The organism is Mesorhizobium sp. M7A.F.Ca.US.008.03.1.1, assembly GCF_003997495.1.
Lineage (GTDB): Bacteria > Pseudomonadota > Alphaproteobacteria > Rhizobiales > Rhizobiaceae > Mesorhizobium.
In genome coordinates this window covers 129014-143449 of the sequence record NZ_RZRU01000009.1, presented here as the reverse complement: position 1 = coordinate 143449, position 14436 = coordinate 129014, and the positions used below count along the sequence as shown (strand labels likewise).

The 14436-nt window shown below is 62.3% G+C and carries 13 protein-coding genes; 4 read left to right on the top strand and 9 right to left on the bottom strand.

Translation table 11 applies throughout. The annotated features are described in order from the left end of the window. Positions 1-13 precede the first annotated feature (13 nt). Complete coding sequence (locus EOA16_RS33130; RefSeq protein ID WP_245455944.1) at positions 14-1474, top strand: DMT family transporter; 1461 nt, start codon at positions 14-16, stop codon at positions 1472-1474. Positions 1475-1645: 171 nt separating this feature from the next. Further along, entirely contained in the window at positions 1646-2320 is a 675-nt protein-coding gene (locus EOA16_RS14830) for a DUF1194 domain-containing protein (RefSeq protein WP_245455928.1), read from the top strand. Positions 2321-2426: 106 nt separating this feature from the next. Here EOA16_RS14830 and EOA16_RS14825 read toward each other — a convergent pair whose 3' ends face one another. The 8 genes from EOA16_RS14825 to EOA16_RS14790 all read right to left on the bottom strand — a co-directional run bounded on the left by EOA16_RS14825 (position 2427) and on the right by EOA16_RS14790 (position 11002). Next, entirely contained in the window at positions 2427-2729 is a 303-nt protein-coding gene (locus EOA16_RS14825; RefSeq protein ID WP_127259040.1) for a DUF982 domain-containing protein, read from the bottom strand. 139 nt (positions 2730-2868) lie between these two features. Beyond that, entirely contained in the window at positions 2869-3855 is a 987-nt protein-coding gene (locus EOA16_RS14820; RefSeq protein WP_127259039.1) for a dipeptide ABC transporter ATP-binding protein, read from the bottom strand. An 8-nt stretch (positions 3856-3863) separates the two neighbouring features. Then, the gene (locus EOA16_RS14815; protein WP_127259037.1) at positions 3864-4823 is read right to left on the bottom strand and encodes an ABC transporter ATP-binding protein; all 960 of its coding nucleotides are present in this window, start codon (positions 4821-4823) and stop codon (positions 3864-3866) included. Then, positions 4820-5791 (bottom strand): ABC transporter permease, encoded by a 972-nt coding sequence (locus EOA16_RS14810; protein ID WP_127259036.1) that lies wholly within the window; start codon positions 5789-5791, stop codon positions 4820-4822. Before EOA16_RS14810 ends, EOA16_RS14815 begins: the two co-directional genes overlap by 4 nt. Further along, the gene (locus EOA16_RS14805; RefSeq protein ID WP_127259034.1) at positions 5791-6807 is read right to left on the bottom strand and encodes an ABC transporter permease; all 1017 of its coding nucleotides are present in this window, start codon (positions 6805-6807) and stop codon (positions 5791-5793) included. Before EOA16_RS14805 ends, EOA16_RS14810 begins: the two co-directional genes overlap by 1 nt. 39 nt (positions 6808-6846) lie before the next feature. After that, positions 6847-8508, bottom strand: a complete 1662-nt coding sequence (locus tag EOA16_RS14800; RefSeq protein ID WP_127259033.1) for an ABC transporter substrate-binding protein — start codon at positions 8506-8508, stop codon at positions 6847-6849. Between the two features lie 19 nt (positions 8509-8527). Continuing rightward, positions 8528-9433, bottom strand: a complete 906-nt coding sequence (locus EOA16_RS14795) for a proline iminopeptidase-family hydrolase (protein WP_127259031.1) — start codon at positions 9431-9433, stop codon at positions 8528-8530. A gap of 54 nt (positions 9434-9487) precedes the next feature. Continuing rightward, positions 9488-11002, bottom strand: a complete 1515-nt coding sequence (locus EOA16_RS14790; RefSeq protein ID WP_127259029.1) for a leucyl aminopeptidase — start codon at positions 11000-11002, stop codon at positions 9488-9490. Positions 11003-11249: 247 nt separating this feature from the next. Between EOA16_RS14790 and EOA16_RS14785 the strand changes: the two genes are divergently transcribed. Together EOA16_RS14785 and EOA16_RS14780 are read left to right on the top strand one after the other, a co-directional pair. Next, a complete protein-coding gene (locus tag EOA16_RS14785) occupies positions 11250-12152 on the top strand; it encodes a LysR substrate-binding domain-containing protein (protein WP_127259028.1) in 903 nt (300 codons plus the stop codon). Positions 12153-12395: 243 nt separating this feature from the next. Continuing rightward, the gene (locus EOA16_RS14780) at positions 12396-13853 is read left to right on the top strand and encodes an NCS1 family nucleobase:cation symporter-1 (RefSeq protein ID WP_127259026.1); all 1458 of its coding nucleotides are present in this window, start codon (positions 12396-12398) and stop codon (positions 13851-13853) included. A 37-nt stretch (positions 13854-13890) separates the two neighbouring features. Here the strand turns inward: EOA16_RS14780 and EOA16_RS14775 are convergent, their stop codons facing one another. Continuing rightward, positions 13891-14427, bottom strand: coding sequence for a DUF1697 domain-containing protein (locus EOA16_RS14775; protein ID WP_127259024.1), 537 nt, complete (start codon positions 14425-14427; stop codon positions 13891-13893). Between the last annotated feature and the right edge of the window lie 9 nt (positions 14428-14436).

The window sequence follows — 14436 nt, the reverse complement described above, 5'->3', positions numbered from 1 at the left end:
CAGCTTGGCCAAGGTGGGCGCGCTGTTTGCCATCTCCATCACGCTCCAGCAGCTTTGCTATCTCAGTGCCTCCGTCACCAATGCGAGCTTCCTGGTCAGCACGGCAACGGCAATGACACCGCTGGCCGCCTGGTTTCTCGTCGGCGAACGTCCGACAGCGAGTCTCACGCTCGCAGCCGGGCTGACCGTTGTTGGAGCACTGCTGTTGTCGGATGGGATTGCCGGGTTCAGCAGTGGCGATCTCACCGCGGTCCTGTCAGCCGCCTGCTATTCGCTCTGGGCAGTCGAGCTGGGCCGGCACATGCAGGTGCATGCGCGGCCGTTCACCGCAGCCGCGACACAGTTCTTCGGCGCCGCAGCCTTTGCCCTGCCGCTCGGCGCAATGCAAGGCAATCTGTCGTTGGCCGCCGCATTCGCAGCCGGTCCGGAACTGGCGATCCTCGGCGTGTTCTCCACTGCGATTGCCTTCGGCATACAGACGGTTGCCCTCCGCTTTACACCGGCCAGCCACGCCGCCGTGATCGTCAGTGCAGAAAGCGTTTTCGGGGCGCTGGGCGCGGCGGTCTTTCTCGGCGAGCGGAGCTCGTCCGCGAGCGCATTGGGCGCGGCCATCATTCTGGGTGCGATCCTGTCCGTTGCGATGTCTAACCGAGCGCCGCAGGCACGCACGTCCTTGCGAACCGCTTCGGTTCAACCCTTCGACGCGGCCCCTGCCTTTGCAGCTGCTGGCGAAAATTGGGCAGGCGATCGTCACCCCGGGGGCGCAATGATGGACGCGCGGACAATCCTTCTTCTTCCGATCGCACATTTGGTATCGGCGCTTCGGGCCCGCATGAAGGGACCGGGCGGCTATTACAACAGCGGCAACGCGCTCGGCCTCATTGTCGGTCTCGCGATCCAGATTGCCACCGCGCCGGTCGGCTTGCATGAGGGAAGCAGCGTCACTACGGCGGTGATCGAATATTTCGCTGGGAGCCATGGCACTGTTGCGCTGACCCTGACCACCCTGGTCTTCTTCTGGGGCGGCGAGGCCTATCACCGGGCCTGGGCAAGGCCGGATGCTCCAGATCCCACCCTCAACCGTCTGGGCGACTTCCTGTCGGGTCTGGGTGCGATCGGGCTCGGCATTGCGCTGCTGCTGCTCGGCGATCCATTGCTTGCGGCGACCTCCGGCCTGCTGCATGCGCTGGGCAAATTCGGCAGCACCTTCCACAGGCCCGGCAGGCAGATTCCGATGTGGCCGGCCGCTTGGCCCGATCCGTTCCGCAGTGCGGTGCTCGCCAGCCGGTTGCCGGCAATGCTGGCGACCACCGTGGCCCTCGGACGTGCCTTGCCTGAGGTCTGGTCGGGCGGGTCCTTCGCGGCACTCGCCATGCCACTGACCTTGCTCGGCTGTTGTCTCTTGTGGACCAAGGCCGATCTGCTGCTGTTCGGGGTGGGCACCAAGGCCACCCGCCAGATTTCCACATGTTGAACCCGCTTTTTAAAACGACCGGATGTCGAGATGGAGAATGACATGTTTGGCAGTGTGTATCAGGACGCCGGACCCCCATCCTCTCGCGAGCGGGTGCGGACGACAGGCTGGGGCAGTCTCCTGACGCCGGCCAGTTCAATCTCGAGAGTGACAGGAATACTTGCAGCTTCGATGTTTTGGGGTGTCTCTGCCCATGCCGCGAATGTTGACGTCGCCATCGTGTTCGCGGTCGACTTCTCGTCGTCGATCGATCCGAAGATCGCCGATATGCAACGCGAGGGACATGCCGCGGCACTCACCTCGCCAGAGATCATCGCCGCCATCAGCCGGAATTACGTTGGCTGCATCGGCGTCGCCTATTTTGAATGGTCGAGCCCCGGACACGCGCGCGTCGTGCTGCCGTGGACAAGCATCTGCGGACTGGAAGATGCCAAAGCGGCGGCAGCGGTGATCAGCAGGAAAGGCGATACCGGCTTCATCCGCAGGGGGCGTGGCGGAACATCCGTTTCCTCGGCTATCGACATCGGCAGTCTCTTGCTCGACCAGTTCCCGGGAAAGGCGGCCAAGAAAGTCATCGATATCTCTTCCAACGGCGAAAACAACGACGGGCTTCCCGTCCAGCCGAGCAGGTCGAACGCCATAGCCAAGGGATATACGATCAACGCCATCGCCATCCCGACGGAGGATGAGAATCCCGGCGAACCTCTGGCATCCTATTTTGCCAAATCGGTCATTGGCGGTTCCCAAGCCTTCGTCATGACGCCGAAGGGGCCAGACGACTACACCATGGCGCTTCGCCGCAAGCTCGTGACTGAAGTAAGCATGAACGACGACCGTCCGCTGTGAAAGTGTGCCATGCAGGACGAACTTTCGACGCCCCAAACCGAGCGCGTTGCACGACGAGACTCGCGCCGCTGTAGCGCGAGACCTGTAGGAGCGTCAGGACAACAGCCTATCGCCGTAGCGCGTGCACGCTTGCCTTGCCTTCGCTGGGCACGGGCGACGCCATGTCGTCGTCGAGAAGGCGCGTGATGCGGGCAAAGCCGGTGAACGCTTTCCTTGCTTCCTCGACCGACATCTGGCCCGACAAGGCGGCCGAGCAACAATTCAGCGCGCACTGATAAACCGGACCGCGCCGTCCCGTCGGCCATTTCCGCAAGAACATCATGGCTTCGGCAACACTATCGATTTCTTCCACAGGATGCCCCTGCCCGCGCGAAATCCGCACGGGCGAAAAGAAATGCAACTGATCCATCGTTTCCTCCCGGTCGACCGCAATGCGCTCGATCGAACCCCACCAAACGCGCCAACAGCCCGTTGGTTCCAGGTAAAAATGGAATCTTTTTGGAAATCTGTCGGGCGAAGGCGATCACCCGTGCGGTGGTGAGTGTCGCCTACATCGTCGGGAAGTGGCAGGCGACTTTGCGACCCGGTCGGTATTCCCGTAACTGTGGCCGTTCCGAACGGCAGCGTTCCACCGCGATCGGGCATCGGGGATGGAAACGGCAGCCGGTTGGAGGGTTCAGCGGGCTCGGTACGTCGCCGGTGAGGATGATGCGCTTGCGCGTCCCACCGGGCGTCGTCTCCACGACGGGAACCGCCGATATCAGCGCCTGGCTATAGGGGTGGGCTGGTGCTGCAAACACGTCTTCCGCCGGCCCTTCTTCGACGATCGAGCCGAGATACATGACCGCGATGCGGGTTGAAACCTGACGTACCACCGACAGGTCGTGGGCGATGAAGATGTAAGTGAGGTTGAGTTTCTCCTGCAGATCGGCGAGCAGGTTGACGATTTGCGCCTGCACCGACACGTCGAGCGCGGAGACGGGTTCGTCCAGGACCACGAGGTCCGGGTTCAGCGCAATAGCCCGCGCGATGCCGACGCGCTGGCGTTGTCCGCCGGAAAATTCGTGCGGAAACCGCATGACGTGATCCGGCAGCAAGCCGACAAGGTCGAACAGTTCCGCCACGCGTTTGGTGATCTCGCTCGACGAGAGCCTGTCATGGATGCGCAGCGGCTCGGCCACCAGGTCGCCGACGCGCCGGCGCGGATTGAGCGAAGCCGACGGATCCTGGAAAACCATTTGCAGGCGACGCCGCAGCGGCCTGAGTTCGGATAGCGATTTCGAGGTGATATCGTTGCCTTCGAACAGAAGCTCGCCGTCCGATATGTCGTAGAGCCTCACCAGGCAGCGCGCCAGCGTGGACTTGCCGCATCCGGATTCGCCGACCAGTCCGACAGTCTCGCCGCGCCACACGGTCAGGGAAACATTGTCGACCGCATGAACGATTCGCTTGCCTTCGGCGGAAAAACGGCTGCCTATCGAAAAGCGCTTGCCCAGCGAACGCGTCTCGAGGATTGGGCGGTTCTTGTCGATCATCGGCCCGCTCATGCCTGTGCCACCCTGAAGCATGCCGCGGCATGGGTGCCGCTCCCGAGGTCGGGCTTGCCGGCCTCGCAGGGCTCGTAGTGAACTGGACACCGCGGACCGAACGCACAGCCCTGCGGCAGTCGCAGCAATGATGGCGGCGAACCGGGAATGGCCGGCAGGCGCCGTGGTTTTTCGCCGGTCAGCGGCGGAATCGAACCGAGCAGCGCGCGCGTATAGGGGTGTCGCGGATCGGAAAACAGCTCCGCGCGACTGCCGCGCTCCACCACGCGGCCGGCATACATGACCATGACCCGGTCGGCCAGTTCGGAAACCACGCCCATGTCATGTGTGATGAAGACGACCGCTGATTTGTGCGTCGCGCGCAGCTTGCGCACCAGATCGAGAATGCCGGCCTGCACGGTGACGTCGAGCGCCGTGGTCGGTTCGTCGGCCACCAGAAGCGCAGGATTGCAGGACAAAGCCATTGCGATCACCGCCCGTTGACGCATGCCTCCGGACAGTTGGTGCGGGTAGCGCGACATCGCCTCGTGCGGGTTCGGGAAATTTACCTCGGCCAGCAGTTCCTCCACGCGCTCCATCGCCTTGGACTTGCTGATGCTGCGATGCGCGCGGATCTGTTCGGCGATCTGCCAGCCGATCGTGTAGACAGGCGTCAACGCGGTCATCGGATCCTGGAAGATCATCGCGATCTCGTTGCCGCGCAGCCGCCTGAGTTCGCGCGCGGGCAGTCCCACGAGTTCGCGGCCCTTGTAGCGGATCGACCCTTCGATGGTGGCGTTGGGGTCGGTGATGAGACCCATGACGGCCAGCAGCGACACGGTCTTGCCGGAACCGGATTCACCGACGACGCCGAGGATCTCGCTCTCCTCGAGGTCGAAGGAAACGCCGTCGATGGCCCGCACCAGGCCGTCATTGGTGCGGAAGGCAACTCTGAGGTCGCGCACCGACAGTATCATGATGTCCTCAGGCGCGGATCGAGAAGGATGTAGACGAAATCGACGACCGCATTGGCGATGACGACGAACATCGAAGCATACATCACCGTTGCCATGATCATCGGCAGATCGAGATTCTGCAGCGCGTCATAGGTGAGCTTGCCGATGCCGTGCAGCCCGAACACCACCTCCGTCAGCAGGGCCGAGCCCCCGACCAGCGCACCGAAGTCCAGGCCGAACAGCGTGACGAAGGCGATGAGCGACGTGCGCAGGGCATGGCGCAGCAGGATGCGGGTCTCCGACAGTCCTTTGGCCCGGGCCGTGCGGATATAGTCTTCCTGCAGAGATTCGATGATTGCCGCGCGCAGCACGCGCCCGTAAATGCCGATATAAAGAATGGACAGTGTGATCCAGGGAATGACCAGGGTCAGGAACCAGCCCTTCGGATCGTCGGAGAAATTCTTGTAGCCGAGCGGCGGCACCCAGGAGAACGCCCAGCTGTCGTGGTAGCGGCTCTGGGTGATCAGGTTCATCACCTCGCCCAACCAGTAGACCGGCATGGAAATGCCAAGCAACCCTAACGCCATAAGCAGCTTGTCCAGCCAGCTGCCGCGCGTGGCGGCGGCTGCGATACCGATGATGATGGAGACGACCACCCACAGGATCGCTGCTCCGAACACCAGCGAGAGTGTGACCGGGATCGAATCCATCACCGCCGGCACCACCCTCCAGCCACGATTGACGAAGGAGGTCAGGTCGCCGGTGACGAAGATCTTCTCCATCATCGTCACATATTGCACGTAGAGCGGCCGGTCGAAGCCGAAGCTGTGGCGCACCGCCTCCAGCACTTCGGGCGATGCATTGCGGCCGGCAATGCGCGCTGCCGGGTCGGCACCCGGCGTTGCGAAGAAAATCAGGAAGACGATAACCGAGATGCCAAACATCACGAACAGCATCTGGCCGAACCGGCGCAGGATTGCGTAGATCATCAGTCGCGCCCCAGCCGAACCTTGGAGCGCGGGTCGAGCGCGTCGCGCAGGCCATCGCCGAAGACATTGAGCGCCATGACGGAAACCGCGATCGCCAAGCCCGGCACTAGCGCCACCAATGGCCTGGTGTAAAGCAGCGCCTGCCCGTCCTGGATGATGGTGCCCCAACTCGCGGCGGGTGGCTGCACACCGATCGAAAGGAAGGAAAGCGCTGATTCCGTAAGCATGTTCAGCGCCATCATCAGCGGCACGAAGACGATGAGCGTGGTGGTGACGTTGGGCAGGATGTCGCGCCACAGGATGCGCCATCCCGGTACGCCCAGATTGATCGCGGCCAGCACGAACTCGCTTTTGCGCAGTGCCAGAACCTGCCCGCGTATTGGGCGGGCCACATAGGGCACGTAGACGATGCCGATGATGATGACAGGCAGCCACAGACTGCCGGACTCGATCTGGATAGGACCGATCGTGATGCCATGCGCGATGGTGACGATAGAGAGCGAAATCGCCAAGAGATAGATGGGGAACGCCCACAGGATGTCGAGGAAGCGCGACAGCACCGTGTCGGTGACGCCGCCGAAATAGCCGGCGATCAACCCCGCCGCCGTGCCCAGGATCAGGGTGAAGATGGTCGCCGCTCCGGAGATCAGCAGCGAACTGAGCCCGCCATAGAGCATCCTGGCCATGACATCGCGCCCCTGGCTGTCGGCACCGAGGAAGTAATTGCCCAGCCGCCAGGTGGGACCAAGCGGTGTGTAGCCAAGCCCGAGCCCCTCCGTCGACTGTTCCATCACCGGAACGTCGGCGCCGTCGATCTGGATGACGGCGTCGAGCGTCGAGGCGAAGGGGTCCACGCCTGCCCATTTCGCATAAAGAGGCGCACTGAGGCAGGCAAGGACGATGAGGAGGAACACGGCCAGCGACGTCATGGCAGCCCTGTCCCTTGCCAGCTTCGCAAACGCGACGGCCCAGGGCCCTCGCGTCTTGCGCGGCGCGGCGACAGCTACGTTCGACACGGACGTGCCCTCCGCGGTTGGTTACTGCACCCAGGCCCTTCACTGCACCCAGGATTGGGTGATCATCCAGTTGAACTGCCGGTTGAATTTGAAATTGCCAAGACGTTTGCTGACAAAATCAAGCCGCTTCGGCGTGAAGAGGCCCACGGCGGGTGCCTTGTCGGTGACTTGCCTGTCGATTTCAGCCCACATTTTGTCGGCGGCTTTCTGGTCGGTGACGCCGAGGTCCAATGCTTTTTGCATCTTGGCGTCAATTTCCTTGTCGCAGAAGCCGGCGATGTTGATCGAGGCGTCCGAACCTTCGCGGAAGGAGGCACAGCTGAACAGGATGTTCAGGAAGTCCGAAGCCGCCGGATAGTCCTTGTACCACTGGGTGACGGACATCTGCACCTTGTTGTTGGTGTTCTGGATGTAGGTGAACTGGATGTTCGACGAGATCGGCTTGACGTCGGCGACATAGCCGATGCTGGTCAGCACGCTTTGCAGATAGACGCCGATGGAGCGCGAAATGGCGGTGTCCTCGACGATAATGGTCACCTTCTGGCCCTTGGTGCCGGAGTCCTCGACGAGCTGCTTTGCCTTGTCGAGGTCGGGGGCCGACCATTTGGCGCCCGGATTCTTGGTGAAGGGGCAATAGTCTTCATGGCCGGGGAAGTCCGGAGGCAGGACCTGGCAGACTGGCGAAGCCAGCACCTTGCCGCCGAACAGCTTGACCAGCGTGTTGCGATCGATCGCATAGGCAACGGCCTGGCGGGCTTTTTCATTGTCGAAGGGTGCGAGACGGTTGTTCAGCGGCGCGTACCACCAAGCCGAAAGCGGTGAGATGTGCAGCTGGTCCATGGACTTGCTGCCCAGTTCGCCCAGGCGGTCGCTCGGCAGAGCGTCGAACATCCAGTCCGCTTCGCCGTTCTGGATCGCGGTGACGGCTGCCTCCTCGGACAGGCCGAAATCGTACTGGACTACATCCGGATAGCCGTCCGGCTGGGCTTCTTCGCTCCACTGCTTGAAGTTGGGGTTGCGGGAAACCGTCATGCCCTTGTTGGGGTCGAAGGCGGAGATCATGTACGCGCCGGTGCTCGGAATGGGCTTGGAACCCATGTCTTCGGCGGGGGTGTCCGCCGGCAGGACCACGGCATGCGGCAAGGCCAGCTTGTAGAGCAGCTCGGCATCCGGCTTGGTGATGTTGATGGTGATGGTGCCGGCCGCTTCATCGCCGACAACGCCGCCTTCCAGCGTGCAGCTCTTGGTGTCGGCCAGGCATTTGTCGGCACCGACGATGCCGGCATAGAACGTGCCGGAGGTGGGTCCGGAAACCTTGAAGATGCGCTGGAAGGAAGCGACGACGTCCTTCACGCCAAGATCCTGGCCGCTGGAGAACTTGATGCCCTTGCGCAGCTTGAAGGTGAAGGTCTTGCCGTCATTGCTGACCTGCGGCATGGCCTCGGCCAGATCGGGAACGATGGTGAAGCCGTCCATGCCCTCGGCCTTGCGGAAGGCCACCAGGCCGTCATAGATCGGCTGGTACATCTGCCAGCCCTGGTCCGTGTAATTGATGTGGGGATCGAGCGTTCCGGCCGCGGAGCGGGCGAGCAGGCGGATGGTGCCGCCTCGGTGCTCCTTAAGATATTCGGCCTGTGCCGGGGCCAGCCATGTACCGGCCAGCAATGCCGCGGCTGTTGCCGCCAGAAGCAGTTTCTTCATGTTTTCATTCCCCTTTTCTTCAATTGTCGTTGTGGTCCAGGAAGTCTCCCACCACCCGCATGCACGCATCTTGCTCTTCGACATGCGGCATGTGGCTGGAATGCTCGAATATCTCCCAGCGAGACCCCTTGATGCCGTCCTTGTAGGGCTGCACGGTCGCGGGCGTGGCCTCGTCGTGACGTCCGGAGATGATCAGTGTGGGAACATCGATGGCCGGCAGGCGCTCGACGATGCTCCAGGTCTTCAGCGTCCCGATGACATGGAACTCGTTCGGCCCATTCATCAGATGATAGACGGTAGGATTGCGCACGACCTGGGCGAAACTTTCCGTGACTTCGGGCGGGAAAGGCACGACCCGGCAGACATGCCGCTCGTAGAACGCCATTGTCGCCGCCTGGTACGCCGCATCGTCCGTCGTGCCGGCCTGCTCGTGCCGGGTCAGAGTCTCCTGCACATCGGCAGGCAGATCCGCACGCAAGCGGATGGCCTCTTCGACCCACAGCTTCATGGACGCCGGTGAGTTGGCAATGGTCAGCGACTTCAGACCCTGCGGCCGCTTCACGGCATATTCGGCACCCAGCATGCCGCCCCAGCTCTGGCCGAGCACGTGAAAGCCCGGCCGAATGCCGAGGTGGTCGACCAGGTTGTCAAGCTCGTCGATGAACAGCCGGGGTGTCCAGAAGTCGGCGCCTTTTTCGGGCAGCAAGGTGGAATTGCCGCAGCCCAACTGGTCATAATGGATGACGGCGCGATCCCTTCGCGCAAGAAGCTTGTAGGCATCGACATAATTGTGGGCGACGCCCGGGCCGCCATGCAGGATCACCACCGGTGCCTTTTCGCCACCGAGTTCGCCACTGACCCGATACCAGGTCTCGTAGGCGCCGAAAGCGGCCCGTCCTTCCATGCCGATGATATCAGATGACATCCCAGTTCCCAGTGCGGTTGAAGGCATCTCGTATTTGTCCGTGACGACGAGCGCCTAGTTCACGTTGCGGCTGACCTGCACCCACTCTTCCAGCATCTGCACGCCAAATGCCGTGGCACCTTGCCTGCCGAGCGGCCGATCGGTGTCGGTCAGTTCCTTGCTGGCGATGTCGAGATGCACCCACGGGCGATCTTCCGTGAAGTGGCGCAGGAAGGCCGCGGCATAAGGGGCATCGCCGTCTTCCATGTCCTTGGCATGATGCCTGAGGTCCGCGAACGGCGATTGCAAACCCTCGTCGTAGGCCCGGTCGAGCGGCAGCCGCCAGAACCGTTCGCCGACCGTTTCTCCGGCCGCGATCATCTGTGACGCGATGGCATCGTCGGTGCTGAACAGGCCGGCGAATATCGACCCAAGGCCACGCGTCACCGAATAGGTCAGCGTCGCCAGATCGACGATCACCGAAGGGTTGAAGCGCGTGGCTGCATAGTGGAGGCAGTCGGCCAGAAGCAGGCGTCCTTCCGCATCCGTGTCGAACACTTCCACGGTCTGTCCCGAGGCCGTCGTGATGATGTCGCGCGGTTTGAGCGCGGTGCCGGATGGCATGTTCTCGGCGATGCCGAGAACACCGACTACGTGTACCGGGCTGCCTTGCCGGGCGAGCGCGATCAGCAGCCCGACCACAGCGGCCGCTCCGCCCATGTCGGCTTTCATGTCGAACATCTGCGCTCCGCCCTTGATGCAGAGGCCTCCCGAATCGAAGCAGACGCCCTTGCCGACGAAAGCGAGTGGTTGGGCAGGAGCACCCTTGCCCCTGTAGCGCAGGACAGCGACCCGGGGCGGGCGCGCCGAGCCCGATCCAACGGCCAGGAGCGCGTTCATGCCGAGCTCTTTCAGCTGCGCGGCATCGAGCATTTCGATGTCTATGCCGGCTTCACGCAGCGGCTCCAGATGATCATGGAAATTGTCGGGGTGGAGATGGTTCGGCGGCAGGTTGACCAGGGTGCGCGCATATTCGACGCCGTCGGCGATTGCATTGATCCGCGTCAGCGCCGCGGTCAGATCCGGGCCGCGGGCCCCGACCAGTTTCACCCGCAAGGTTCGATCCGCTCCCGCTCCTTGCCGCCGGTTGCGCATGTCGAAACGATAGCGGCGCAGCCGCATGCCAAGCGCGACACGTGCCAGGATTTCGGCGCCGGATAGTTCAACGCCGGCGATGGGGTCCAGGACCAGGGTGGCCGCGCATTCCCCTTTGCCTTCCAGATGCGCGGCAAGCAGACCGCCGGCGCGCGCCAACGACAGGGTGGTTACGGCTTCAGCTTTGCCTAAGGCCAGGACGACCACGCGCTTGGTCGATACGGCCTGCGGAGCAATAAGATCGATGCAAGTGCCGGATTCGGCCAGGGTGGCCGGGTCGGAGCATGCACGAGAGAGAATCCCGCTCATCTCGGCATCCAGGGCGACTGCCCGCGGGCCGAAGCCTGTTTGGGCAGTTTGCAAAATCACGACGACGGAGGCTTCGGCGGAAATCTCGTCCGCGGTCTCGAAGACCGGCGCTGGCGATTGAGGCATAGGCTGGCGCTCTCTCCAATTGCGGCAATACCGGCCGGGTAGCGAGCAACGCTTCGCTCGCCCCGATGGAGACTGGTCAAGCCGGTCTCCGCCGTTCGTGGTACAATGCCGGTCCCCAAACAGTCGCCTTCTTGAGACGACTTAATTGCTCTTGTCTTCTGGGTATCCCCTAACGGGGCAGGCGATCAAACGCGAATTCTGCCCATGTCAATTGACAAAAACTCAACCGACAATTCATGATCGGCCAATGGCCCTTCCCTCACTCAATGGCATGCGCGCTTTCGAGGCCGCCGCTCGCCTCGGCAGCGTCAAGGACGCGGCGGAAGAACTGCATCTGACACCCTCGGCTGTCAGCCGCCACATCCGCGCGCTTGAACGAAATCTTGGCCAGGACCTGTTCGAACGCGGTTTTCGCCAGATAACCCCAACCATAAGGGGCTCCTACTATGCGCGCAGCCTCTCGGAGGCGTTCGAAGCCATCTGGCGCGCCACCGATGACGTCAGCCTCTCCGAGGGGTCGCGCCACGGCAAGATCCAACGTGTCCGGGTCTTGTGCGTGCCCACCGTTCTGAACCTTTGGCTGGCGGACCGGTTGCCGAACTTCCGCCGGTTGCATCCGTCGGTGGATCTAGAGATCTCCACTTCAGGCAAGCGCGCCAACTTCGATTTGGCCATTGTCGACGAGTTCGTCTACAAGGCCGGCCCGGCTTTGACGCTGCTGATCCCGCTGCTTTTGACGCCGGTCTGTGCGCCTTCGCTTCTGGAGGGACCTGTGCCGCTGCGGTCGCCGGCCGATCTGGTCAATCATCATCTGATCCATGAATGCGAAACCATGAGATGGAAGCGGTGGCTGGAGCAGGAAGGCGTTCTGGAAACGACGCCAAAATCCAGCACAACACTGGATGATTGCACCCTGATCATGCGCGAAGCGATCAATGGCGCCGGAATAGCGCTTGCGGACACGATCATGGCGCAAGATTTTCTGCAGCAAGGCAAACTGGTCGCCCCGTTCCATGCCCGCCACACCTATCCGGCCGGCATTTACCTGCATCAGCGTCGCAGCATCGGCAACAAACCGGGCACCGGCCTGTTTCAGGATTGGCTGCTCGCCGAAGTCGCGGACCACAAGCAGGTGATGGCCATCGCTTAGATGGCCCCGACCGAAGGTGTCGGCAGCCACCGCTTCAGATTGAAATCCCGGCGTCGAACTTCGAATCATCCGTGCCGGGTTCAGCGATGACCCACCATCGCCTTGCATCGATAATCGCAGTTCTCATTGAATATCTTTAAGGCCAAAGCCGGCAAATAGATTGCTTGTCGGTTCCCCTGCGGCAGGCTTAACCTGCACGCGGCCAACGCGTGAGGGCGCGTGCTGCAAAAGGGGAACATTGCCATGACGATACAGGGTGCTTCACCTGATCTCTACAACGAGGATCTCGCGCCAGCCAAAGTTCGAAACTGGGGACCATTCTCGATCTTCAACGTCTGGACGTCGGACGTTCACAGCCTCTGGGGCTACTATCTGGCCGCCAGTCTGTTTCTGTTCTGCGGCGGCTTCGTCAACTTCATCATCGCCATCGGCATCGGTTCGCTCATCATCTACGTAATGATGAACATGGTCGGCTATGCCGGCGTGAAGACCGGCGTGCCCTACCCCGTGCTTGCCCGCGCCTCTTTCGGCATCTGGGGCGCCAACATACCGGCGCTGGTGCGCGCCATCGTCGCCTGCTTCTGGTATGGCGCACAGACGGCTGCCGCCTCGGGCGCGATCGTGGCGCTGCTGATCCGCACGCAATGGTTCGCCGACTTCAACGCCAGCACGCATTTCCTCGGCCATACCGGCCTGGAGGTGATCTGCTTCGTGGTCATCTGGGCGCTGCAACTGCTGATCATCCAGAACGGTATGGAAACCGTGCGCCGCTTCCAGGACTGGGCCGGCCCAGCGGTGTGGGTGATGATGCTGATCCTGGCGATCTACCTCTGCGTCAAATCCGGGAGATTTGCCTTCACCAGCGACATCCCCATGGACGTGCTGCTGGACAAGACCAAGGACGCGGGCGTGCCGGGTACGCCGGGATCGTGGACGTCACTGTTTGCGGTGGCGGCGATCTGGGTCACCTACTTTTCCGCGCTTTATCTCAATTTCTGCGATTTCGCCCGTTACGCGCCGGACAAGGCATCGCTGCGCAAGGGCAACATCTGGGGCCTGCCGATCAACCTGATCCTGTTTTCGCTTGTCGCCGGCGTCACCACCATTGCCGCCTTTGACGTCTATGGCGAAGTGCTGCTGCATCCCGACCAGATCTCGGCGAAATTCGACAGCTGGTTCCTGGCGGCGCTCGCAGCCCTGACCTTTGCGGTAGCAACGCTTGGCATCAACGTGGTGGCGAACTTCGTCTCGCCGGCCTTCGACTTCTCCAACGTCTTCCCCAGGCAGATCGACTTCAAGAAGGGCGGCTATATCGCAGCCGTAATCGCACTGTTGCTCTATCCCTTCGCGCCATGGGAAGGCAGTGCCGCTTCCTTCGTCAACATCATCGGCGCGACGATGGGGCCGATCTTCGGGGTGATGATGGTCGACTACTACCTGATCCGGAAGGGCGAGGTCGACGTCGAGGCGCTTTATCGCGAAGATGGCGAGTTCCGCTTCCAGGGCGGCTGGCACGTCAACGCCTTCATCGCCGCCGGCATCGGCGCTATCTTCTCGTCGATCCTGCCCAACTTCACCAACTGGCTGCCGTCCTGGTGGGGTGTCTATGGCTGGTTCTTCGGCGTGGCGATCGCCGGCGTCATCTACTACGCACTGCGCACCGCCGCTTTGGGCGCCGGCGCCAAGACCGCGAAAGCTTGACAAGCTGAATTTGGGGCGGCGAGAGCCGCCCCAAACCCTACCCGAGCATCTCGGCCAATCTGCGCACTGTGTTCCAGTTGCGCGACGTGCCCGTGCCCATGCGCTTGTGATTCATCGCCGCAAGCAGCCGCGAGCTTGGCCTCTCGCGTGAAAATACGACCCAGATGTCGCCGCCGACTGAAGTCACTTTTTCATCCTCGCGGGCATAGGCTTGAAGCCCCTTCACGGCCTCCACGGGCGCAGGCTTGCGCATCACCCGTACGGCCACCTGATCGCCTGCCTCAGCCGAATCGGCCGGGAACGGATTGCCGGAGGCAAGCTTCAGCCAGTCCTCGGCACCACGCACGACGATGTCGACATGGCGGCCGAAGGTTTTTTCGAAGGCTGCCTCCAGCCGCTGTTCAAGGTCGGCGATATCAGTTGCCGGCGCCTCGAAGACCAGATTGCCCGTCGCCACCAGCGTGCGCGTGTTCTTCAACCCGAGATCTTCCGCCATGGCCTTGAGATCGGCCATCACGAGCCGCCGCCCCTCGCCCAGGATGATGCTGTAAAGCAGCGCGACATAAGTCTGCATTGCCGCCAG